At 68.9% G+C, this 22,058-nt stretch carries 20 protein-coding genes and 1 tRNA gene; 2 read left to right on the forward strand and 19 right to left on the reverse strand.

Features of this window, described 5'->3' with window-relative positions; translation table 11 throughout:
* Window positions 1-49: 49 nt before the first annotated feature.
* The 16 genes from AC1DXK_RS10175 to AC1DXK_RS10250 all read right to left on the reverse strand — a co-directional run bounded on the left by AC1DXK_RS10175 (window position 50) and on the right by AC1DXK_RS10250 (window position 18,292).
* Complete coding sequence (locus tag AC1DXK_RS10175; RefSeq protein WP_457106308.1) at window positions 50-1,723, reverse strand: ribonuclease J; 1,674 nt, start codon at window positions 1,721-1,723, stop codon at window positions 50-52.
* A gap of 16 nt (window positions 1,724-1,739) precedes the next feature.
* Complete coding sequence (locus AC1DXK_RS10180) at window positions 1,740-2,543, reverse strand: biotin--[acetyl-CoA-carboxylase] ligase (RefSeq protein WP_457106309.1); 804 nt, start codon at window positions 2,541-2,543, stop codon at window positions 1,740-1,742.
* A 7-nt stretch (window positions 2,544-2,550) separates the two neighbouring features.
* On the reverse strand, window positions 2,551-3,996 hold the full coding sequence (gene nuoN, locus AC1DXK_RS10185) for an NADH-quinone oxidoreductase subunit NuoN (RefSeq protein WP_457106310.1): 1,446 nt from the start codon (window positions 3,994-3,996) through the stop codon (window positions 2,551-2,553).
* Window positions 3,997-4,006: 10 nt separating this feature from the next.
* On the reverse strand, window positions 4,007-5,527 hold the full coding sequence (locus AC1DXK_RS10190; protein WP_457106311.1) for an NADH-quinone oxidoreductase subunit M: 1,521 nt from the start codon (window positions 5,525-5,527) through the stop codon (window positions 4,007-4,009).
* Between the two features lies 1 nt (window position 5,528).
* A complete protein-coding gene (nuoL, locus tag AC1DXK_RS10195; RefSeq protein WP_477297665.1) occupies window positions 5,529-7,637 on the reverse strand; it encodes an NADH-quinone oxidoreductase subunit L in 2,109 nt (702 codons plus the stop codon).
* 82 nt (window positions 7,638-7,719) lie between these two features.
* Complete coding sequence (nuoK, locus tag AC1DXK_RS10200; RefSeq protein ID WP_010686008.1) at window positions 7,720-8,025, reverse strand: NADH-quinone oxidoreductase subunit NuoK; 306 nt, start codon at window positions 8,023-8,025, stop codon at window positions 7,720-7,722.
* Window positions 8,026-8,059: 34 nt separating this feature from the next.
* Window positions 8,060-8,680, reverse strand: a complete 621-nt coding sequence (locus tag AC1DXK_RS10205; RefSeq protein WP_457106313.1) for an NADH-quinone oxidoreductase subunit J — start codon at window positions 8,678-8,680, stop codon at window positions 8,060-8,062.
* Between the two features lie 222 nt (window positions 8,681-8,902).
* On the reverse strand, window positions 8,903-9,391 hold the full coding sequence (gene nuoI / locus AC1DXK_RS10210; protein WP_043354217.1) for an NADH-quinone oxidoreductase subunit NuoI: 489 nt from the start codon (window positions 9,389-9,391) through the stop codon (window positions 8,903-8,905).
* A gap of 28 nt (window positions 9,392-9,419) precedes the next feature.
* Entirely contained in the window at window positions 9,420-10,442 is a 1,023-nt protein-coding gene (gene nuoH / locus AC1DXK_RS10215) for an NADH-quinone oxidoreductase subunit NuoH (protein ID WP_457106314.1), read from the reverse strand.
* A 9-nt stretch (window positions 10,443-10,451) separates the two neighbouring features.
* Entirely contained in the window at window positions 10,452-12,533 is a 2,082-nt protein-coding gene (gene nuoG / locus AC1DXK_RS10220; protein WP_457106315.1) for an NADH-quinone oxidoreductase subunit NuoG, read from the reverse strand.
* A 192-nt stretch (window positions 12,534-12,725) separates the two neighbouring features.
* Complete coding sequence (gene nuoF / locus AC1DXK_RS10225) at window positions 12,726-14,027, reverse strand: NADH-quinone oxidoreductase subunit NuoF (protein ID WP_238284701.1); 1,302 nt, start codon at window positions 14,025-14,027, stop codon at window positions 12,726-12,728.
* A gap of 9 nt (window positions 14,028-14,036) precedes the next feature.
* Entirely contained in the window at window positions 14,037-15,410 is a 1,374-nt protein-coding gene (gene nuoE / locus AC1DXK_RS10230; protein WP_457106316.1) for an NADH-quinone oxidoreductase subunit NuoE, read from the reverse strand.
* A gap of 10 nt (window positions 15,411-15,420) precedes the next feature.
* A complete protein-coding gene (locus AC1DXK_RS10235) occupies window positions 15,421-16,611 on the reverse strand; it encodes an NADH-quinone oxidoreductase subunit D (RefSeq protein WP_457106317.1) in 1,191 nt (396 codons plus the stop codon).
* A gap of 16 nt (window positions 16,612-16,627) precedes the next feature.
* Window positions 16,628-17,275 carry an NADH-quinone oxidoreductase subunit C gene (locus tag AC1DXK_RS10240; RefSeq protein WP_457106318.1) on the reverse strand — a complete coding sequence of 216 codons (648 nt, stop codon included), beginning with the start codon at window positions 17,273-17,275 and terminating at the stop codon, window positions 16,628-16,630.
* Between the two features lie 9 nt (window positions 17,276-17,284).
* Window positions 17,285-17,884, reverse strand: a complete 600-nt coding sequence (locus AC1DXK_RS10245) for a NuoB/complex I 20 kDa subunit family protein (RefSeq protein ID WP_043353985.1) — start codon at window positions 17,882-17,884, stop codon at window positions 17,285-17,287.
* Window positions 17,885-17,926: 42 nt separating this feature from the next.
* Complete coding sequence (locus AC1DXK_RS10250) at window positions 17,927-18,292, reverse strand: NADH-quinone oxidoreductase subunit A (RefSeq protein WP_210034424.1); 366 nt, start codon at window positions 18,290-18,292, stop codon at window positions 17,927-17,929.
* A gap of 350 nt (window positions 18,293-18,642) precedes the next feature.
* Between AC1DXK_RS10250 and AC1DXK_RS10255 the strand changes: the two genes are divergently transcribed.
* Window positions 18,643-18,719 (forward strand) — tRNA-Asp (locus AC1DXK_RS10255).
* Window positions 18,720-18,867: 148 nt separating this feature from the next.
* Here the strand turns inward: AC1DXK_RS10255 and AC1DXK_RS10260 are convergent.
* Together AC1DXK_RS10260 and AC1DXK_RS10265 are read right to left on the reverse strand one after the other, a co-directional pair.
* Window positions 18,868-19,770: an EamA family transporter gene (locus tag AC1DXK_RS10260; protein WP_457106319.1), complete on the reverse strand. Its 903-nt coding sequence runs from the start codon at window positions 19,768-19,770 to the stop codon at window positions 18,868-18,870.
* A 29-nt stretch (window positions 19,771-19,799) separates the two neighbouring features.
* Entirely contained in the window at window positions 19,800-20,099 is a 300-nt protein-coding gene (locus tag AC1DXK_RS10265; protein ID WP_477297671.1) for a DUF1127 domain-containing protein, read from the reverse strand.
* Between the two features lie 113 nt (window positions 20,100-20,212).
* Between AC1DXK_RS10265 and AC1DXK_RS10270 the strand changes: the two genes are divergently transcribed.
* The gene (locus tag AC1DXK_RS10270; protein WP_457106321.1) at window positions 20,213-21,604 is read left to right on the forward strand and encodes an aminotransferase-like domain-containing protein; all 1,392 of its coding nucleotides are present in this window, start codon (window positions 20,213-20,215) and stop codon (window positions 21,602-21,604) included.
* Window positions 21,605-21,620: 16 nt separating this feature from the next.
* Here the strand turns inward: AC1DXK_RS10270 and AC1DXK_RS10275 are convergent.
* A partial coding sequence (locus tag AC1DXK_RS10275; protein ID WP_477297673.1) for an ATP-binding protein occupies window positions 21,621-22,058 on the reverse strand: 438 nt, incomplete at its 5' end.

A 22,058-nucleotide genomic window follows, 5' to 3' on the forward strand; every position in this document is an offset into this window, starting at 1 on the left:
CCGCCGCGAGGCCCCGCAGGTTACCGCGCCCCCGTATCGGCCGCCAAGATCACGCCTCCACCACCTGCACGTGGCAGGCGGGCTTCTTGCCCCAGACCTCGTTGACCGCGGTGCGCACGGCCCGGTCGACCGTCTTCTCGACGCTCTCCGAGTCCTTGAGCTTGCCCCGCGACATCCCCGACAGGGTGCGCGAGACCGCGTCCACCACGGTCTCGATCAGCGGCTCGCCGGTCCGGCCGCGGTTCGGCAGGCCGATGATGTCGACGGCCGGCTCGCCCAGCACCACGCCGTCCTCGTCGATCGCGATCGCCACGGAGACGAGGCCCGCCTGCATGAGCTTGCGCCGCTCGGGGATCGCCCGGTCCTTCTCGTCGATCAGGACGTCGCCGTCCTTGAACAGCCGGCCGGCCTTCACGTGATCGACCACCGCCGGCGTGCCGGGGCTCAGGCGGATCAGGCTGCCGTTCCGGGCCTTCACCACGTTCTGCACCCCCTGCGCCCGGGCGAAGCGGGCATGCTCGTCGAGGTGCAGGGCCTCGCCGTGGACCGGGATCGCGGTGCCGGGGCGGGTCCACTTGTACATCTCGACCATCTCGTCCCGGCGCGGATGGCCGGAGACGTGGACGAGTTCGGTCCGGTCGGTGATCACCTCGACGCCCTGCTCGATCAGGTCGTTGATGATCGACCCGACATCGCGCTCGTTGCCGGGGATGGCGCGCGATGAGAAGATCACCTGATCGCCCGGGGCGAGGCTGATGTCCGGATGGTCCTTGCGGGAGACCCGGGCCAGCGCCGCCCGCGGCTCGCCCTGCGAGCCGGTCAGCAGGGCCACGACCCGCTCCCGCGGCAGGCTCTTCCAGGAATCCGCCCGGCGGAAGTCCGGCAGGCCGTCGAGGTAGCCGCATTCGCGGGCGACATCGATGACCCGGTCCATGGCCCGGCCGACCGCGATGACCTCGCGGCCACAGGCCGCCGCCGCCTCGGCCACCGCGCGGATGCGCGCGACGTTCGACGCGAAGGTGGTCACCGCGACGCGGTGGGGGGCGTCCGAGATCAGGGTCTTGAGGGTCTCCGCCACGGTCTTCTCGCTGGGCGAGAATCCCTCGCGCACGACGTTGGTCGAGTCGCACACGATGGCGAGGATGCCCTCGTCGCCGAGCGCCGTGAATGCCTCCGGCGAGGTGACCGAGCCGGCCACCGGGGTCGGGTCGATCTTCCAGTCGCCGGTGTGCAGCACGAGCCCTGCCGCGGTGCGGATCGCGATCGCATTCGATTCCGGGATCGAGTGCGAGACGGGCACGTATTCGAGCTCGAACGGTCCGACGGTCACGCGCCGGCCGGGCTTCACCTCCCGCAGGTCGACCTTCGGGGCGCCGGGCTCCGAGAGGCGCCGCGTCTCCAGGAGGTTCTTGGCGAAGCGGGTCGCGTAGACCGGCACCTTGAGCCGGGGCCACAACTCCGAGATTGCCCCGATATGGTCCTCGTGCGCGTGGGTGATGAAGATCCCCAGCAGGTCCTTGCGCCGCTCCTCGATGAAGGAGAGGTCGGGGAACATCAGGTCCACCCCCGGCATCTTCTCTTCGCTTGCGAAGCCCATGCCGCAATCGACCATGATCCACTTCCGGCCCTTCTCGGGGCCGAACCCGTAGAGCGCCGCATTCATTCCGATCTCGCCCACGCCGCCGAGCGGCAGGAAGACCAGCTCCTCCTGTCCCATTGCCATCTGTCGTCGTCCAAACTCAGGCCGCCGTCGCGGCCGTTCCGAAATGCACCTCGCCCGCCGTCACGGTATGCCGATTCCCATCGGGGGCGAGGATCACGAGCCGCCCCCCCTCGTCGATCGTCTCGAACACGCCCCGCAGGATGTGCCCGCCGCTGCGCACCGCGATCTCCGATCCGAGACCGGCGGCCCGCGCGAGCCAATCGGCGCGCAGGGCAGCGAAATTCCGTCCCCGGTCCCAGCCGCGCGTCCGCGCAACCATGCGGTCCGAGAGATGTTCCAGTAGCGCTTCGGCGTCCCCGACGTAACCCGCCCCCGTCAAGCTCGCCGCGCCGAGCCCCTCGGGCGACGCCGCTACGTTGACGCCGAAGCCGATCACCGCGGCGCGCCGGCCGCCCGGCAGCGTCTCGGCCTCCAAAAGCAGGCCGGCGAGTTTGGCGCCGCCGAGCAGGACGTCGTTCGGCCACTTGAGCTGCCAAGATCGGGCGTCACGGCCGGATCCGGTATCCGGCAGGGTGCCGCAAGCCGCCTCCAGCGCGTCCATCAGCGCGAGGCCGGCCACGAAGCCCAGTTCGGCGAGGTGGTCGGGCGCCACCCCGGCGATGGGCCACAACACGCTCGCCGCAAGGTTGCCCGGCAGCGAGGCCCAGGTGTTGCCGCGCCGCCCGCGCCCCGCCTCCTGCCGGTGGGTCACCACCCAGAGCGGGCCGGTCTCGCCCGCGCGCGCCCGCGCCATGGCCTCCGTGTTGGTGGATCCGAGGGTGTCGTGGACGTGCAGGCGGTGGCCCTGGCCGCGCGCCTCCAACCCAAGTCGGTAGGGCAAGGCCGCCCTAGAACAGCGACCGTGCGGCCCGGCCGGCGGCGCCGACCAGCGGTCCGGGCAGCAGGAAGAACAGCACTACCACGACGCTCGACAGGGCGAGCACCACGCGCAGGCCCGGGGCCATCGCCTCGTAGGGCTCCTTCGGCTCGTCGAAATACATGATCTTGACCAGCCGCAGGTAGTAATAGGCGCCGACCACGCTGGTCACCACGCCGATCACCGCCAGCGTCACGAGGCCCGCCTTGATGGCGGCGGCGAACACGTAGAACTTCGCGAAGAACCCGGCGAGCGGCGGGATTCCGGCCAGCGAGAACATCATCGCGGCGAGGCAGAAGGCGAGCCACGGATGGGTTCGCGACAGGCCCGACAGGTCCTCGATCGACTCGAACATCACGTCCCGGCGCCGGAGCGACAGGATGATCGCGAAGGTCCCGAGCGTCATCGCGAGGTAGATGATCATGTAGGTGACGAGCCCGCTGATCCCCTCCTCGGAGCCGCAGGCGAGCCCGATCAGCGCGTAGCCGATATTGGCGATCGACGAATAGGCCATCAGGCGCTTGATCGAGGTCTGGCCGATGGCCGCGAAGGAGCCGAGGGCCATCGACACCACCGAGACGAAGACGAAGATCTGCTGCCAGACCGCGGTCACATCCGGGAGCGCTCCGATGAAGACGCGGACCGTCATCGAGACGGCGGCCATCTTGGGCGCGGAGGCGAAGAAGGCGGTCACCGGCGTCGGCGAGCCCTCGTAGACGTCCGGCGTCCACATATGGAACGGCACCGCCGACATCTTGAAGCAGACGCCCGCGGCCACGAACACGATGCCGAGGACGACGCCCATGCCGGCATTCTCGTTGAGCGCCGAGACGATGCCGGGGAACGAGACGGTCCCGGTGAAGCCATAGATCAGCGAGGCGCCGTAGAGCAGCATGCCCGACGAGAGCGCCCCGAGGACGAAGTACTTCAGGCCCGCCTCTGTGGACTTGGCGTCGTCCCGGTGGAACGCCGCGATCACGTAGGCGGCGAGCGACTGAAGCTCCAGGCCCAGATAGAGCGCGATCAGGTCGTTGGCCGAGACCATCACCATCATGCCGATGGTGCAGAGCACGATCAGCACGGGGAACTCGAACCGATCGATGCGCTCGCGCTTGAAGAAGTCGTGCGCCAGCAGGATCGTCGCCGAGGAGCCGAGCAGCACCAGCGACTTCATCACCTTGGAGAAGGAATCCGACACGAAGGCGCCCGACAGGGTCGTCACCCGGCCATGCACAGGCTGGGAGATCACCGCCGAGAGGGCGACGAGGAGCAGGATCAGGGCGCCGATGCTCACGGTCTCGGCGGAGCGCTCGCCGCGCCACGCACCGTAGAGGATCAGGACCAGCACCCCGATGCTGAGGATCAGCTCGGGGAGAAGCGGGGCCAGCGAGGGCAGGACGGAGTGGACGGTGGGCATGTCTTCCGTCTCAGCGCGGGACCGGCAGCGCGGCGGCCGCGGTCTGGGTGTTGGACAGGGCGGCCTTCATGCTGGTCATCAGCGCGTCGGTCGAGGGCGCGAACACGTCGAGCACGGGGGCCGGATGGACGCCGTAGTAGATCGTCAGAGCAACCAGGGGCGCCAGGATGATCTTTTCCCGGAGATCCAGATCCAGGATGCCCTGGAGGTTCGGCTTCTCCAGCTTGCCGTAGACCACCCGGGCGTAGAGCCACAGGGCGTAGGCCGCCGACAGGATGATGCCGAAGGTCGAGAAGAACGCGACGTTCGGGTTCGCCTTGAAGGCGCCGAGCATCGCCAGGAACTCGCCCACGAAGCCGGAGGTGCCGGGCAGGCCGACATTGGCCATGGTGAACACCAGCATGGCCACCGCGTAGAGTGGCATCCGCTTCACGAGGCCGCCATAGGCGGCGATCTCGCGGGTGTGCATCCGGTCGTAGACCACGCCGACGCAGAGGAAGAGTGCCCCCGAGACGATGCCGTGGGAGATCATCAGGAACAGCGCGCCCTGGATGCCCTGCTCGTTCAGGGTGAACAGGCCCAGCGTCACGAAGCCCATATGGGCCACCGACGAGTAGGCGATCAGCTTCTTGATGTCGGTCTGCATCATCGCGGTGAGCGATGTGAAGATGATCGCGATCACCGACAGGGCGAAGACGAGGGGCGCGAAGTCGTGGCTCGCCACCGGCAGCATCGGCAGCGAGATCCGGATGAAGCCGTAGCCGCCCATCTTCAGGAGGATGCCGGCCAGGATCACCGAGCCGGCGGTGGGCGCCTCGACGTGGGCGTCGGGCAGCCAGGTATGGACCGGCCACATCGGCATCTTCACCGCGAAGGAGGCGAAGAAGGCGAGCCACAGCCAGGTCTGCATCTGCACCGGGAAGCGGTACTGCAGCAGGGTCGGGATGTCGGTGGTGCCGGCCTGCCAGTACATCGCCATCACGGCGAGCAGCATCAGAACCGAGCCGAGCAGCGTGTAGAGGAAGAACTTGAAGCTCGCGTAGATCCGGCGCGCGCCGCCCCAGATCCCGATGATCAGGAACATCGGGATCAGGCCGGCCTCGAAGAACAGGTAGAACAGCAGCAGATCGAGGGAGGCGAACACGCCGATCATCGTCGTCTCGAGGACGAGGAAGGCGACGAAGTACTCCTTCACCCGGAAGTGGATCGAGTGCCACGAGGCGCCGATGCAGAACGGCATCAGGAAGGTGGTCAGCAGGATCAGCGGCATCGAGAAGCCGTCGACGCCGAGCTTGAACCGGATCGTCTCGGTGAGCCACGCGTGGCTCTCCACCAGCTGGAAGCTCGACGAGGCGGCGTCGTAGCGGCTCCAGGCCACCAGCGAGAGGAGAAAGGTGACGATCGTGGTGGCGAGCGCGGCCCAGCGGCTGTTGCGCGCGACCGATTCCTCGTCGCCGTTCAGCGTCAGGATGAAGGCCGCGCCGCAGAGCGGCACGATCAGCAGGCCGGAGAGGATGCCGAGGCCGAGCATGTCAGTGAGCACCCTTGGGCAGGCCGGACATCAGGTACCAGCTGATCAGGCCGGCGACGCCGATGAGCATCACGAAGGCGTAGTGGTAGAGGTAGCCGGTCTGGAGGCGAACCACCCCGCGGGTCACGTCCACGACGCGGGCCGCGATGCCGTTGGGGCCGAGCCCGTCGATGATCCGGCCGTCGCCCTGCTTCCAGAGGAACAGGCCGAAATCCTTGGCCGGGCGGACGAAGATCCGGTCGTAGATCTCGTCGAAGTACCACTTGTTGAGCAGGAACCGGTACAGCGACGGCTGCTGCGCGGCGAGCTGGCCCGGTAGTTCCGGCCGGCGGATGTACATCCAGAAGGCCAGCACGAAGCCGAGGATCAGCATGATCAGCGGCGCGTAGGAGACGAGCGCCGGGACCTCGTGGATCTCGTGCATGATGTGGTTGTTCGGCCCGTGTGCCAGGGCGTGGCCCCAGAAGGCGTCCATCCCCTCACCGATGAATCGGTCGTGGAAGATGATCCCGGCGAACAGCGCCCCGAAGGCGAGGATCGCCAGGGGGATCGTCATCACCAGCGGGCTCTCGTGGGGGGTGCGGTCGCCGTGGTGGCCGTGCCCGTGATGGTCGTCGGCGACGAGGTCGCTCTTGTGGGCCGGTTCGATGTCGTGCCCGTGATCGTCGTGGGCGACGCCCTCGGTGTGACCGGGGGCACCGTCGGCCTCGTACGCCATGGCCGAGTGCGCCACCGCGGGGGCGTCGTGATGGCCGTGCGCCGCATGCGCGCCCCAGCGGGCCGGACCCTCGAAGGTCATGAAGAACAGGCGCCAGGAATAGAACGAGGTGAAGAAGGCCGCCACCACCACGCACAGGAAGGCGAGGGTATGCCCGGGCCGGGTCGAGGCGTAGGCGGCCTCGATGATCGCGTCCTTGGAGTAGTAGCCAGCCGTGTAGGGGAAGCCGATCAGCGCGAGGGATCCGATCGCCATCATGGCGCTGGTGTAGGGGATGTAGCGGCGCAGGCCGCCCATGTTCCGCATGTCCTGCTCGTGGTGCATCGCGTGGATGACCGAGCCGGCGCCCAGGAACAGCAGAGCCTTGAAGAAGGCGTGGGTGAACAGGTGGAACACGCCGGCCGAGTAGGCGCCGACGCCCAGCGCCACGAACATGTAGCCGAGCTGCGAGCAGGTCGAGTAGGCGATCACCCGCTTGATGTCGTTCTGGACGAGGCCGACCGTGGCCGCGAAGAACGCCGTGATGCCGCCGATCACCGTCACGACGATCAGCGCGTTCGGCGCTTCCTCGAAGAGCGGCGACAGCCGAGCGACCATGAACACGCCCGCGGTGACCATGGTGGCGGCGTGGATCAGCGCCGAGACCGGGGTCGGGCCTTCCATGGCGTCCGGCAGCCATGTGTGCAGCAGGAACTGCGCCGACTTGCCCATGGCGCCCATGAACAGCAGCAGGCAGGCCAGCGTCAGGGCGTTCCAGTCGTAGCCGAGGAAGTGGAAGGACAGCGTCTTGATCGCGTCGACCTTGCCGAAGATCGCGTCGAACGCCACCGAGCCGGTCAGCACGAAGACCAGGAAGATGCCGAGGGAGAAGCCGAAATCGCCGACGCGGTTGACGATGAACGCCTTCATGGCGGCGGCGTTGGCCGAGGGCTTCTCGTACCAGAAGCCGATCAGCAGGTAGGAGGCGAGGCCCACGCCCTCCCAGCCGAAGAACATCTGCACGAGGTTGTCGGCCGTCACCAGCATCAGCATGGCGAAGGTGAACAGCGACAGGTAGGCGAAGAACCGCGGCCGGTGCGGATCCTCCTCCATGTAGCCCACGGAGTAGAGGTGCACGAGGGTCGAGACCGTGGTCACCACCACCAGCATCACCCGGGTCAGGGTATCGACCTTGAAGGCCCAGTCGACCTGCAGGTCGCCGGCCGAGAACCAGGACGCCACCTGCACCCGCTCGGCATGGCCGCCGTCGAGGAACACGCCCCAGGCGATGAGCGCCGTGAAGGCGAGGCACGCCGTGGTGATGTACTCGCAGGCCCGCGCCCCGATGTACCGGCCGAACAGGCCGGCGATCAGGAAGCCGATCAGCGGGAAGAAGACGATCGCGTGATACATCGCTCTCTTGCAGTCCGTCCTCCGGGCCGGCCGCTTGGCGGCGGCGTCCGGATGTCAGTCGGGGCGCGCGAAGAAGAAGACCTCAGCCCTTCATCATGCTGACGTCCTCAACCGCGATGGAGCCGCGGTTGCGGAAGAACACCACGAGAATGGCCAGCCCGATGGCCGATTCGGCCGCCGCGACGGTCAGCACGAACAGGGCGAAGACCTGTCCGGTGATGTCGTTCAGCTGCGTCGAGAAGGCGACGAGGTTGATGTTGACCGAGAGCAGGATCAGCTCGACCGACATCAGAATGACGATGATGTTCTTGCGGTTGATGAAGATGCCGAGCACGCCGAGCGTGAACAGGATCGCCGCGACGGTGAGGTAGTGGCTCAGGCCGATCATCGTTCGAATCTCCCGGCGTTCATCAGACCGCGCATCAGACCTCGACACCCTGGCGCGACGGAACCTTGCGGGTCTCCACCGCCATGGCCTGGGTGCGGGCGTTCTGGACCGCGATGTTCTGGCGCTTGACGCCGGGCCGGTCGCGCAGCGTGAGCACGATCGCGCCGATCATGGCGACCAGCAGGATCAGGCCGGCGAGCTGAAAGAAGTAGGCGTAGTCCGTGTAGAGCACCCGGCCCAGGGCCTGCGCGTTGGTGAGGTTCTCGGCCGCCGCGACGTTGCCGAGGGGCGCCTGGACGAGGCCCGGATCGATGCTCCAGGAGCCCACCACCAGCAGCAGCTCGACCAGGAAGATCGCCCCGATCAGGCCGCCGATCGGCAGGTATTGCTGGAAGCCCTGGCGCAGCTCGGCGAAATCGACGTCGAGCATCATCACCACGAACAGGAACAGCACCGCCACAGCGCCCACGTAGACGACCACCAGGATCATCGCGAGGAACTCGGCGCCCATCAGGACGAACAGCCCAGCGGCGTTCACGAAGGCGAGGATCAGGAACAGCACCGAGGCGACGGGATTGCGCGAGGCGATCACCATGAAGCCCGACGCGACGGTGACGCTCGCGAACAGGTAGAAGAAGGCGGCTGCTGCGGTCATGCGCTGGTCGGGATCGGCCGCCGAAGCGGCCCCTTCTGCCGTGCGTTGAAACGGTCCGCAGCGGGCGGCCCGTCTATAGAACCCGGTCGGCGGGGGCACAACAGCGCCCTCGGCATGGCTCTAGAGCATCGCGCCGGAAACCGGAACCGGCGCGGGGCACGAGATCCTTGATTCGGCATCATCTTCGTCCGAAGGCCGGAAACCGCCCCTCGGGATGACGCGTCACCGATACGGTGCATCCATCGCGATGTTGCGGGCGATCTCGCGCTCCCAGCGATCGCCGTTCAGCAGGAGCTTCTGCTTGTCGTAGAGCAGCTCCTCCCGGGTCTCCACCGAGAATTCGAAGTTCGGACCCTCCACGATGGCATCCACCGGGCAGGCCTCCTGGCACATGCCGCAATAGATGCACTTCACCATGTCGATGTCGTAGCGCGTCGTGCGGCGGGTGCCGTCGTTGCGGCGGGGACCGGCCTCGATGGTGATCGCCTGCGCCGGGCAGATCGCCTCGCAGAGTTTGCAGGCGATGCAGCGCTCCTCGCCGTTGGGATAGCGGCGCAGCGCGTGCTCGCCCCGGAAGCGCGGGCCGCGATGGCCCATCTCGAACGGGTAGTTGATCGTGGCCTTCGGCTTGAAGAAGTAGCGCATGCCGAGGACCATCCCCGACACGAACTCCTTCAGGAGGAGGCTCTTGGCGACCTGATCGAGCTTCATGCCCGGATCTCCGATGCGAAGGGTGGGCTCAGGCGCCCGGCGCGAGGCCGGTCAGCTTGAGCACGAAGGCGACGACCACGACCGAGACCAGCGAGATCGGCAGGAAGACCTTCCAGCCGAGGCGCATGAGCTGATCGTAGCGGTAGCGGGGGACGATGGATTTCACCATCGCGAACAGGAAGAACAGGAAGCTCGCCTTCAGGGTGAACCAGATCACGCCCGGCACCCAGGTGAACGGCGCGAACGGGATCGGCGACAGCCAGCCGCCCAGGAACAGAATCGTCCCCAGGGCGCACATGCTCATGATGGCGACGTACTCGCCGAGCATGAACAGCAGGTACGGGGTCGAGGAATACTCGACCATGTAGCCGGCCACGAGCTCCGACTCGGCCTCCGGCAGGTCGAAGGGCGGCCGGTTCGTCTCGGCGAGCGCCGAGATGAAGAACACCACGAACATCGGGAACAGCCACAGCCAGTACCAGCCGAACAGGCCGAGGCTGGTGTCCTGCGCCATCACGATGCGCGAGAGGTTGAGCGAGCCCGCGCAGAGCAGCACGCAGATGATCACGAAGCCGAGGGAGACCTCGTAGGAGATCATCTGCGCCGCCGAGCGGAGTGCGCCCAGGAACGCGTATTTCGAGTTCGACGCCCAGCCGCCCATGATGACGCCGTAGACGCCGAGCGACGAGATCGCGAAGATGTAGGTGATGCCGACGTTGATGTCGGCGATCGCCCAGCCGTCCGCCAGCGGGATCACCGCCCAGCTCGACAGGGCCAGCATCGCGAAGACCAGCGGCGCCAGCAGGTAGATCGCCTTGTTGGCGCCCGCGGGGATGACGGGCTCCTTCAGCACGAACTTGAGCAGGTCGGCGAAGGACTGGAACAGGCCGAACGGCCCGACCACGTTCGGGCCGCGGCGGAGCTGCACCGCCGCCCAGATCTTCCGGTCGGCGAGCAGCGCGTAGGCGATGAAGACGAGCAGTGCGGACAGAAGCACGAAGCTCTTCAGCACGATCAGGAGCACGGTCCCGAGGATCTCGAGCGGGGTCATCGATGGCTCCTACTCGGCCGCCGCCAGGGGCTGCGCCTCGGCGGCGCGCTCCCGGGCGATGCGCGAGCACTCGGCGAGGATGCGCGAGGCGCGGGTGATCGGGTTGGTGAGGTAGAAGTCGGTCACCGGGGAGGCGAAGGCCGGTCCGCTCGCCGTGCCGCCGAGGCTGGCGAGCCGCTCCAACGCCTCCGCGACGTTGCCGGGTTCCACGGCCCCGACCGCGGCCAGATGCGGGTGCGCGGCATAGAGTGCCCGGCGGAGCGCGGTCAGCGAATCGAACGGCAGGCGGTGGCCCAGCACGTCCGACAGGGCGCGCAGGACCGCCCAATCCTCGCGGGCGTCGCCCGGCGGGAAGGCGGCGCGGTTGCCCATCTGGACACGGCCCTCCGTGTTCACCCAGGTCGCCGACTTCTCGCTGTAGGCGGCGCCCGGCAGGATCACGTCGGCGCGGGAGGCCCCGCGGTCGCCGTGGGTGCCCTGGTAGACCATGAAGGCGCCCGGCGGCACGTCGCGCTCGTCGGCCCCGAGGTTGAACAGGACGTCCAGCGCGCCCGGCTCCAGCATCTGCGCGAAGGTCAGGCCGCCCTCCCCTGGCACGAAGCCGAGATCGAGGGCGCCGACGCGGGCGGCGGCCGTGTGCAGCACGCCGAAGCCGTTCCACTCGGTCGAGACTGCGCCGATCGCCTTGGCGAGCGTGGCCGCCGCGGCCAGGATGCCAGGCTCGGCATTGGCGCCGACGAGGACGAGCGGCGCCTTCGCTTCCTTGAGCACCTCGAGGAAGCTGTGCTCGCCCCGGGCCAGGGCCGCCAGCGAGTCCGGGCCGGCGCCGATGTAGTGGCTCGGATAGGTCAGGTCGACCGGCTCGCCGATCACGCCCACCGCCAGCGGCGCCATGCGCCAGCGCTTGCGGATGCGGACGTTCAGCAGCGACGCCTCGGTGCGCGGATTGGCGCCCACGATCAGGATCGCGTCCGCCGCCTCGATGCCCGGGATGGTCGGGTTGAAGATGTAGGAGGCGCGGCCCAGCGCCGGGTCGAGGCCGGGATCGGTCTGGCGGCAGTCGAGGTTGGGCGAGCCGAGGCTCTTGATCAGTTCGCGAAGCGCAAAAATCTCCTCGACGCCTGCGAGGTCGCCGACGACCGCGCCGATGCGCTTCGGATCCGTGCCCTTCACCTTCGCGGCGATGGCCTGGAACGCCTCACCCCAGGAGGCGGGCCGCAGCCGGCCGTTCTCGCGCAGGTAGGGCCGGTCGAGGCGCTGCATGCGCAACCCGTCGATGTGGTAGCGGGTCTTGTCGGAGATCCACTCCTCGTTGATCTCCTCGCTGATCCGCGGCTCGATCTGCATGACCTCGCGGCCGCGGGTGTCGATGCGGATCGCCGAGCCGACCGCGTCCATCACGTCGACCGATTCGGTCTTGTTCAGCTCCCAGGGCCGGACGTTGTAGCTCTGCGGCCGGTGCACGAGGGCGCCCACCGGGCAGAGGTCGGCGACGTTGCCCTGGAGCTCCGAGGCCATCGACTGCTCGAGGTAGCTGGTGATCTCCATGTCCTCGCCGCGGCCGATCGCGCCGAGGTCGGGCACGCCCGCCACCTCGGCGAGGAAGCGCACGCAGCGGGTGCAGTGGATGCAGCGGTTCATCGCGGTCCGCACCAGCGGGCCGATATGCTTCTCCTCGACCGCGCGCTTGTTCTCCGTGTAGCGGGTCGAATCGACCCCGTAGGCCATGGCCTGGTCCTGCAGGTCGCAATGGCCGCCCTGGTCGCAGATCGGGCAGTCGAGGGGATGGTTGATGAGGAGGAACTCCATCACCCCCTCGCGGGCCTTCTTGGTGCCCTGCGAGCGCGTCAGCACCTCCGGCGGCTCGCCGTTCGGGCCGGGGCGGCAATCCTTCACCGCGTAGGCGCAGGAGGCCACCGGCTTCGGCGCGCCCTTCAGCTCGACGAGGCACATCCGGCAATTGCCGGCGATCGACAGGCGCTCGTGGAAGCAGAAGCGCGGGATCTCGGCCCCCGCGGCCTCGCAGGCCTGGAGCAGGGTGTAATCGGCGGGGACATCGACCTCGGTGCCGTCGACGAGGATTTTTGTCATCGGATCGTCTCGTAAACTGGCCCAAACGCGTGAAGCCGGATCTCACCCGCGCCCTCATCCCGAGGTGCGCGGCGCGGCCGAGCCTCGAAGGAGATGTCCGGCCCGCCTCGCGATCTCCGGAGGCCTCCGTCGAGGTCCGCTGACGCGGGCATTTCAGGATGAGGCTGTGGGCTGGACACCGGCATCGTGCCCCTACTCCGCGGCCATCGGCACAGGCTCGCTGTGCGGGTTGGCGGTGTAGCGGTCGATGCGCTTCTCGATCTCCGGGCGGAAGTGCCGGATCAGGCCCTGGATCGGCCACGCGGCGGCGTCGCCCAGCGCGCAGATCGTGTGGCCCTCGATCTGCTTGGTGACCTCGAACAGCATGTCGATCTCGCGCTTCTGGGCGCGGCCCTCGGTCATGCGCTGCATCACCCGCCACATCCAGCCGGTGCCCTCGCGGCAGGGCGTGCACTGGCCGCAGGACTCGTGCTTGTAGAAGTACGAGATCCGGGTGATCGCCGCGACGATGTCGGTGGACCTGTCGAGGACGATCACCGCTGCCGTGCCGAGGCCGGAGCCCAGGTTGCGCAGGGTGTCGAAGTCCATCTTGGCGTCGACGATCTGCTCGGCCGGCACCAGCGGCACCGAGGAGCCGCCCGGGATCGAGCACAGGAGGTTGTCCCAGCCGCCGCGCATGCCGCCGCAATGGCGGTCGATGAGCTCGCGGAAGGTGATGCCCATCTCTTCCTCGACGTTGCACGGCTTGTTGACGTGCCCGGAGACGCAGAAGAGCTTGGTGCCGGTGTTGTTCTTGCCGCCGAGCCCCGCGAACCACGCGCCGCCCCGGCGCAGGATCGTGCCGGCCACCGCGATCGACTCGACGTTGTTCACCGTCGTCGGACAGCCGTAGAGGCCCATATTGGCCGGGAATGGCGGCTTGAGCCGCGGCATCCCCTTCTTGCCCTCCAGGCTCTCGATGAGGGCCGTCTCCTCGCCGCAGATATACGCGCCGGCGCCGTGGTGGACGTAGATGTCGAACGGGTAGTCGTGCACGTTCGACTGTCCGACGAGGCGGGCCGCATAGGCCTCGTCCACCGCCTTCTGGAGCGCGTGCTTCTCGGCCACGTACTCGCCGCGGATGTAGACGTAGCAGGCATGCGCGTTCATCGCGAAGCAGGCCAGCATGCAGCCCTCGATCAGGAGATGCGGATCATGCCGCATGATCTCCCGGTCCTTGCAGGTGCCCGGCTCCGACTCGTCGGCGTTGACCACGAGGTAATGCGGGCGCCCGTCCGACTTCTTGGGCATGAACGACCACTTGAGGCCGGTCGGGAAGCCCGCGCCGCCGCGGCCGCGCAGGCCCGAGGCCTTCATCTCCTCGATGATCCAGTCGCGGCCCTGCTCCAGCAGGAACTTGGTCCCGTCCCAGGCGCCGCGCTTCTTGGCGGCGTCCAGGCCCGGGGATTGCAGCCCGTAAAGGTTGGTGAAGATGCGATCCTGATCCGACAGCATGTCAGGTCCTCACTGAGCCGGCGCCGACAGGGCCTTGGCCTGCCCCACCCAGTCCTCCCGGTCGATGCGACCCGGGAACGCGAGGTAGGTGCCGACCCAGGCGATTTCGTCGCGGGTCCAGGCGGCGATCTGATCGAAATGGTAGATGCCGAGCCCGTTCAGCCGCTGGCGGTTGCCCGGGCCGATGCCCTTGATCCGCGTCAGGTCGTCCGGCGTCGCGGCGCGGGCGGCGTCGAGCCCCGGCGGGCGCCGGCCGACCGCATCGGCCTTCTGCTCGGGTGTGGCATCCTTCGGAAGGGCCGCGAGCGCGCCGGCGACGCGGGCCTCCTCGGCCTCGGCGGCGACTTCCCCCTCGCTGGCGCCCGACGCCTCGGGCTGCTGCGGGACCGCGTCACGGTCCGGGACATCCTGATGTCCCTGATCCCCGGCGGCGGGCTCGCCCTCGGCGACGCGCTTGGCCGGCGAGTCGAGCACGTCCGCGTCCCCCGGGCGGGCGGCCCCGTGCTTGGCGGTCGAGCGGCCGCGTTCGGCCGCGTCGGCCTGATCCTCGGGCTTGACCGGTGCCTCGCCGTTGGCCGCGCGCTGGGCCGGGGCGTCGCTCACGGTCCGCTCCACCGGACGGCCGGCATCGGGCCGGGCCGGCTTGGGAGTCTCGGCGGCCTGCTGCGTGGCGGAGGCCGCCTCGCCGGTCTTGGAGACCGGACCGGCAGCCGGCTCCTCGGCCTTGCCGGCCTCCTCGAAGCGCTTGCGCCAGGCGCCGACCCGCGAGCCGTCGAACAGGGTCGGATCCGTCAGCGTGTCGGCGCCGCCCAGCGGCTCGGACGAGACGCGTCCGGTCTGCGATCCGATCTTCACGGGTCGGCCGGCGGCGAGGTCGTCCATCAGCGTGCCCAAGGACTCGGGCGTCAGGTCCTCGTAGTAATCCTGGTTGATCTGCACCATCGGGGCGTTGCAGCAGGCGCCGAGGCACTCGACCTCGAGCCAGGAGAAGTTGCCGTCCGGCGAGACGTGGCCGGCCGGTCCGAGCCGGGCCTGGAGCATCTCCTTCAGGCCGTGCGCGCCGCAGGAATCGCACGGCACCGTGCCGCAGACCTGGATCCAGAAGCGACCCACCGGCTCCAGGGCGAACATCGTGTAGAAGGTGGCGACCTCCAGCACGCGGATGTTGGGCATGCCGAGTTCGGCCGCCACCGCCTCGATGGCGGCGCGCGGCAGCCAGCCGCCGTTCTGCTCCTGCGCCTTCCACAGCAGCGGGATCACCGCGGAAGCCTGACGGCCCTCGGGATACTTGGCGATCTGGGTCTTCGCCCACTCGGCGTTCTCAGGCGAGAACGCGAAGCTCTCGGGCTGCTCCGAGGCGGGGGCGAGTCTGCGGTTTGCCATCGCGTCTGTCTTACCGATCCACTTCGCCGAACACGATGTCGAGCGTGCCGAGCACGCAGGACACGTCGGCGAGAAGGTGCCCGCGGCACATCCAGTCCATCGCCTGCAGATGCGCGAAGCCCGGCGCGCGGATCTTGCAGCGGTACGGCTTGTTGGTCCCGTCCGAGACCAGATACACGCCGAACTCGCCCTTCGGCGCTTCCACGGCGGCGTAGACCTCGCCCTCGGGCACGTGGAAGCCCTCGGTGTAGAGCTTGAAGTGGTGGATGAGCGCCTCCATCGAGCGCTTCATCTCGTGGCGCGGCGGCGGCGCGAACTTGCCGTCGACGGAGGCGATCGGCCCCTGGCCGGCGGGTTCGCGCAGCTTGGCGCAGCACTGCTTCATGATCTTGGCCGATTCCCGCATCTCCTCCATGCGGATCACCTGCCGGTCGTAGGTATCGCCGTTCTTACCCACGGGGATGTCGAATTCCATCTCCTCGTAGCATTCGTAGGGCTGCGCCTTGCGCAGATCCCACGGGATGCCCGAGCCGCGGACCATCACGCCGGAGAAGCCCCATGCCATCGCCTCGTCCACCGAGACGATGCCGATATCGACGTTGCGCTGCTTGAAGATGCGGTTGGCCATCACGAGGTCGTCGAGATCCTGGACGACCTGCAGGAACGGGTCGCAGAACGCGTCGATGTCGTCGATCAGCTTCGGCGGCAGGTCCTGGTGGACGCCGCCCGGCCGGAAGTAGTTGGCGTGGAGCCGCGCGCCCGAGGCCCGCTCGTAGAAGATCATCAGCTTCTCGCGCTCCTCGAAGCCCCAGAGCGGGGGCGTGAGGGCGCCGACATCCATCGCCTGCGTGGTGACGTTGAGCAGGTGAGACAGCAGGCGGCCGATCTCGCAGAACAGCACGCGGATCAGCTGCGCGCGCCGCGGCACCGCGATGCCGGCGAGCTTCTCGATCGCCAGGCAGAAGGCGTGCTCCTGGTTCATCGGCGACACGTAGTCGAGCCGGTCGAAGTAGGGCGTCGCCTGCAGGTAGGTCTTGTGCTCGATCAGCTTCTCGGTGCCGCGGTGCAGCAGCCCGATATGCGGGTCGACGCGCTCGACCACCTCGCCGTCGAGTTCCAGCACGAGGCGGAGCACGCCGTGCGCCGCCGGGTGCTGCGGGCCGAAGTTGATCGCGAAGTTGCGGATGTTGTGTTCGGTCACGGACGGTCTCCGCGGCTCATGCCGACGTCTTCTCGTCGCCGGGCAGCACGTAGTCGGTGCCTTCCCACGGCGACAAGAAGTCGAAGTTCCGGAATTCCTGCGTCAGCTGCACCGGCTCGTAGACCACCCGCGCCTCGTCCTGGTCGTAGCGGACCTCGACGAAGCCGGTCAGCGGGAAGTCCTTGCGCAGGGGGTGCCCCTCGAAGCCGTAATCGGTGAGCAGGCGGCGCAGGTCGGGATGGCCCGAGAACAGGATCCCGTAGAGGTCGTAGGTCTCGCGCTCGTACCAGTTGGCCGCCGGGAAGACCTCGATCACCGAGGGGACCGGCGTCACCTCGTCGGTCTGCACCTTCACCCGGATGCGCAGGTTATGGCGCAGGGAGAGCAGGTGGTAGACCACGTCGAAGCGCTTTTCGCGCTGCGGGTAATCGACGCCGCATAGGTCGATGAAGTTGCGGAACGCGCAGGCCGGATCGTCGCGCAGGTAGGTGAGCGCGTAGACGATGTCGGAGGCCTGCACCACCAGGGTCAGCTCGCCGTACGCGATGGCGTGCGACACCACCGCCGGTCCCAGGGCGCCGGCGACCCGCTCGGCCAGCGCCGGCAATGCGCCCGCACCGTATTCCGGCTGGGTGTGCGGAAGGATCGAGATGCCGTTCGTCATGGCCGCTCCTCAGCGCTCGATCGTGCCGGTCCGGCGGATCTTCTTCTGCAGCAGCAGCACGCCGTAGAGCAGCGCCTCGGCGGTGGGCGGGCAGCCCGGCACGTAGATGTCCACCGGCACGACCCGGTCGCAGCCGCGCACCACCGAGTAGGAGTAGTGGTAGTAGCCGCCGCCGTTGGCGCAGGAGCCCATCGAGATGACGTAGCGGGGCTCCGGCATCTGGTCGTAGACCTTGCGGAGCGCCGGGGCCATCTTGTTGGTGAGGGTGCCGGCGACGATCATCACGTCGGACTGGCGGGGCGAGCCGCGGGGGGCGAAGCCGAACCGCTCGCAATCGTAGCGCGGCATCGACATCTGCATCATCTCGACCGCGCAGCACGCGAGGCCGAAGGTCATCCACATCAGCGAGCCCGTGCGAGCCCAGTTGATCAGCTCGTCCGTGGTCGTGAGCAGGAAGCCCCGGTCGGCCAGCTCGTCGCTGATCGACAGGAAGGTCGGATCGTCCGCGCCGATCGGGCGGCCGGTGTTGGGATCGATGATCCCCTTCGGCTGGGGCGCGATCGCGGGGGCGCGGGACAGGGCGCGGTTCGTGTCGGTGATCAGGGCCATCGGCGACTCAGGAATTCGGTGCGGGCGGCGTGCGGCGGGACATCAATCCCATTCGAGGGCGCCCTTGCGCCACTCGTAGACGAAGCCGACGGTCAGCACGCCTAGGAAGACCATCATCGACCAGAAGCCGAACCAGCCCAGATCCCCGAAGGTGATCGCCCAGGGGAAGAGGAACGCGACCTCGAGGTCGAAGATGATGAACAGGATGGCGACGAGGTAGAAGCGGACGTCGAACTTCATGCGGGCGTCGTCGAAGGCGTTGAAGCCGCATTCGTAGGCCGAGAGCTTCTCGGGGTCGGGGCTCTTGAAGGCAACCAGGAACGGCACCACCAGCAGCGCCGTGGCGATGAACAGCGCCACGCCGATGAACACGATGAGCGGCAGGTAATCCGCCAACAATCCGGTCATGCCAGGGCCTCGCGAGACGAAAGAAACCGCGGTGCGACGCCGACCCGGATTCGCCCGTGGAATTGTTCTTATGCCAGGATGCGCGCGGCCGGAGGCTTAGTCGAGCCGCCCGCCCGTGACAATGGCTTGTCGCGTCGCACAAAGGGCGGTGTCAGCCGTCCGGTCTGTCATGACCGAAATGGGCTTGCGCGGCCGGACTGCAACACGACGCAAGCGCACAGGTCCCGACTCGAACCCGTGCCGCGGGGCGCATGCGAATCCGCGCCGGATGCGCTTGACAGGTCGGGTAGCGCCCCATAAACCCCGCCCCGTCGCCGGGCGTAACGCCCCCTTCGAAGCGACCACGCCGTGCGGGCGTAGCTCAGTTGGTTAGAGTGCCGGCCTGTCACGCCGGAGGTCGCGGGTTCGAGCCCCGTCGCCCGCGCCACGTTCCCCCAGCATTTAATCGTAGACTCTTCGTCAGGCTGTCCGAGCCGACGAGAACCCGTGCGCTCCGGCCGGCAGAGGTCGAGCCGGAACGAGGCTCGCGGAATCGAGACTCGCGAGATCGAGACTTGCGGGTCCGCGCCTGATGATCAGGCCGCCTTCGGCGCCTCGGCTTCAGGCTCCAGCGCGGGGACCGCGGCCTTCCGGGTGCCGCGCAGGCTGAGGGCGATGCCGGCCAGGATCAGTCCGCCGCCCATTAGGATGTCGGCGCTCAGCGGCTCACCCAGGACGAGATGCGTGCTCAGGATTCCGGCCACGGGCACCAGCAGGGCGAAGGGCGTCACGGCGGCCGCCGGGTAGCGGGTCAGGAGCCCGTTCCAGAGGCCGAAGGCGAGGAGCGTCGTCGGATAGGCCTGGAAGGCGACCGATCCGATCGCGCCCCAGCTCGGATGCGCCAGGGCCGTCAGGGCGCCCGGTCCCTCGAGGATCAGCGACAGGATCAGCAGGGGCGGCGTGGTGGCGAGACTGCCCCAGACCATCAGCGCCAGCCTGTCGACCCGGCCGATCCGCTTCACGATGACGTTCGCGCTGGCCCAGGCCAGGGCGGCGCCGACAACCAGGAGCAGCGGGCCGAGCGGGGCGCTGCCACCCCGCCCGAGCGCCACCGCGGCAACGCCGAGGAGCGCGATCGCGCCCCCCAGCACCTGGAGGCCCCGCGGGCGCTCCCTCTGCAACGCCCAGGCGAGCGCCACCGTGAAGGGCACCTGGACCTGGATCAGCAGCGACGACAGCCCGGCCGGCATGCCCAGGCGGATCGCCGTCATGAGCAGCCCGAACTGGCCGACCCCGAGGGCGAGGCCGAACCCCGCCACCAGGGCGACGGGAGCCCGGGGCGGTCGGATCACCAGCGCCGCCGGCAGGGCCGCGAAGCCGAAGCGCAGGGCGCACAGCATCAACGGCGGCACCGTCTCCAGGCCGACCTTGATGGCCACGAAGGCAAGCCCGAGGATCGTGACCACCAGGATTGCGGCGAGCCCGTCGCGCAGCGTCATGGGTGCATCCTACGCTGCACGCGGTCGCCTCACCACCACCGCGTGGCGGCCCGGGCCTGGCGGCGCTCGTCGCGCCGGCCGACGAGCAGGTGGATCGCGTCGCCGGTGCCCGGCACGCGGGCATCCGCCACGTCCTGGGGCGTCAGACCGATATCCTTCAGCTCCCGGTCCGAAAGGGTCGACAGGCGCTGGAGCACGCGCCGGTTCATCGCCGCACGCGACAGGCCGGCCCGCAACTCGGCGCCGAACGCGATGACGCGCGCGGCCGCCCGGGCGATCCACGGCGTGCGGACTTCGGCATCCGCTGTCTCGGTCATGCACTGGTTCATGGATCCCCTCCTCCATCGCTCTGGGGCAAGCGATCTTGTCTGTGCAGGGCTGGCGATGACAGGAACACTTCGGTACGGTTCGGAAGAATTGTCCGGACGAGCGAGCAGTACGGATGGCGGTCGCAATCAGGAGTTCCGGGACTCGCGTCGAGGCCGTGGTCGGCGAGATCCGGGAGCGGATCGCGGCGCGGCGGCTGGTGCCCGGCGTTCGGATCCCGTCGGTGCGGGCCTTCGCGGACGCGATGGGCGTGTCGAAATCCACCGTGGTGGAGGCCTACGAGCGGCTCGCGGCCGAGGGAGCCGTGGTGGCCCGGCCGGGCTCGGGCTTCTACGTCGCCGGCAAGACGCGGCCGCTCTCGCTCCAGGCGATGGGGCCGCGGCTCGACCGGATCGTCGATCCCCTCTGGATCACCCGGCAGGCGCAGCAGGCCGGGTCCGACCAGCTCAAGCCCGGCGCCGGCTGGCTGCCGGATTCCTGGATGCCCCACGAGGCGATCCGGCGGGGCCTGCGCCGCGTGGCCCGGGCCGGCCTCGCCGAGATGACCAACTACGACCGGCCGCTGGGCTACGAGCCCCTGCGCCACCAGATCGCCCGCAAGATCGCCGAGAAGGGCGTGGGCGCCGAGCCCGACCAGATCGTCCTCGTCGAATCGGCTACGCAGGCGCTGGACCTCGTCTGCCGCTTCCTGCTCCAGCCCGGCGACACCGTGCTGGTGGACGATCCCTGCTACTTCAACTTCCTGGCGCTGCTGCGCGCCCAGCGCGTCGCGGTGGTCGGCGTGCCGATGACCCCTGAGGGGCCGGATCTGCGCGCCCTCGCCACCCTGCTGGAACAGCATCGGCCGCGCTTCTATCTGACCAACGCGGCCCTCCAGAACCCGACGGGGGCGAGCCTCGCGCCGACCGTGGCGCACCGCCTGCTGAAGCTGTGCGAGGCCCACGACACGCTCATCGTGGAGGACGAGATCTTCGGCGACCTCGAGCCCGAGGCGGCCCCGCGGCTCGCGGGCTTCGACGGGCTGGAGCGGGTGATCCAGATCGGCAGCTTCTCCAAGACGCTCTCGGCCGCTGCGCGCTGCGGCTGGATCGCGCTCCGGGCCGACTGGGTGGAGCCGTTGGTCGATCTCAAGCTGGCGCTCAGCCTCGGCAACGGCCACGTCACCGCGGCGCTGGTGCACACGCTGATCACCGAGGGGGCCTACCGGCGGCACCTCGCGGAGACCAAGCGGCGGCTCGCCGGCGCGATGGTGCAGGCCTCGGCGGAGTTGCGGGCCTGCGGGCTGGAGCCCTGGTCGCAGCCCCGGGGCGGCTTCTTCCTGTGGATGCGCCTGCCGGACGGGCGCGACGGGGCCGAGGTCGCCCGCCGGGCGCTCGCCCGCGGCATGGTGCTGGCGCCGGGGACGTCGTTCAGCCTGTCGGAGGCGTGGAACGGCTACATGCGCTTCAACGTCGCCCATTGCGCCGATCCGCGCATCCGACCGATCCTGCGGGAGGCGCTGGGCTGACTGGCGATGGACCGGCTCAGGCCGGCAGGGCGAGGTCCGCTCTCAGGCCGCCGAGTTCCGAGCGCCCCAGCGTCAGGCCGCCGCCGTAGAGTTCGGCGAGTTCCAGGGTGATCGGCAGCCCGAAGCCGTGGCCCGGCACGCCCTCGTCGAGGCGCCGGCCCCGCGCCATCACGGCCTCGGCGGCCGCGCCGTCGAGACCTGGCCCGTCATCCTCCACCCGGATCCGGACGATGCCGTTCCCGGCGGCCGCCGAGACCTGCACACGGGTCCGGCACCAGCGGCAGGCATTGTCCACGAGGTTGCCCAGCATCTCGTCGAGATCCTGGCCCTCGCACGCCACCGACAGGTCGTCCGGAACGGCGACGGCAACCGCCACCCCCTTGTCGGCGTAGAGGCGCGCGAGCGCCTCGCGAAGGTCCGCGACGCGCGGTGCCAGCGGCGTGCGGCCCCGCGC

It is taken from the genome of Methylobacterium sp. P3_A11, from assembly GCF_056403155.1.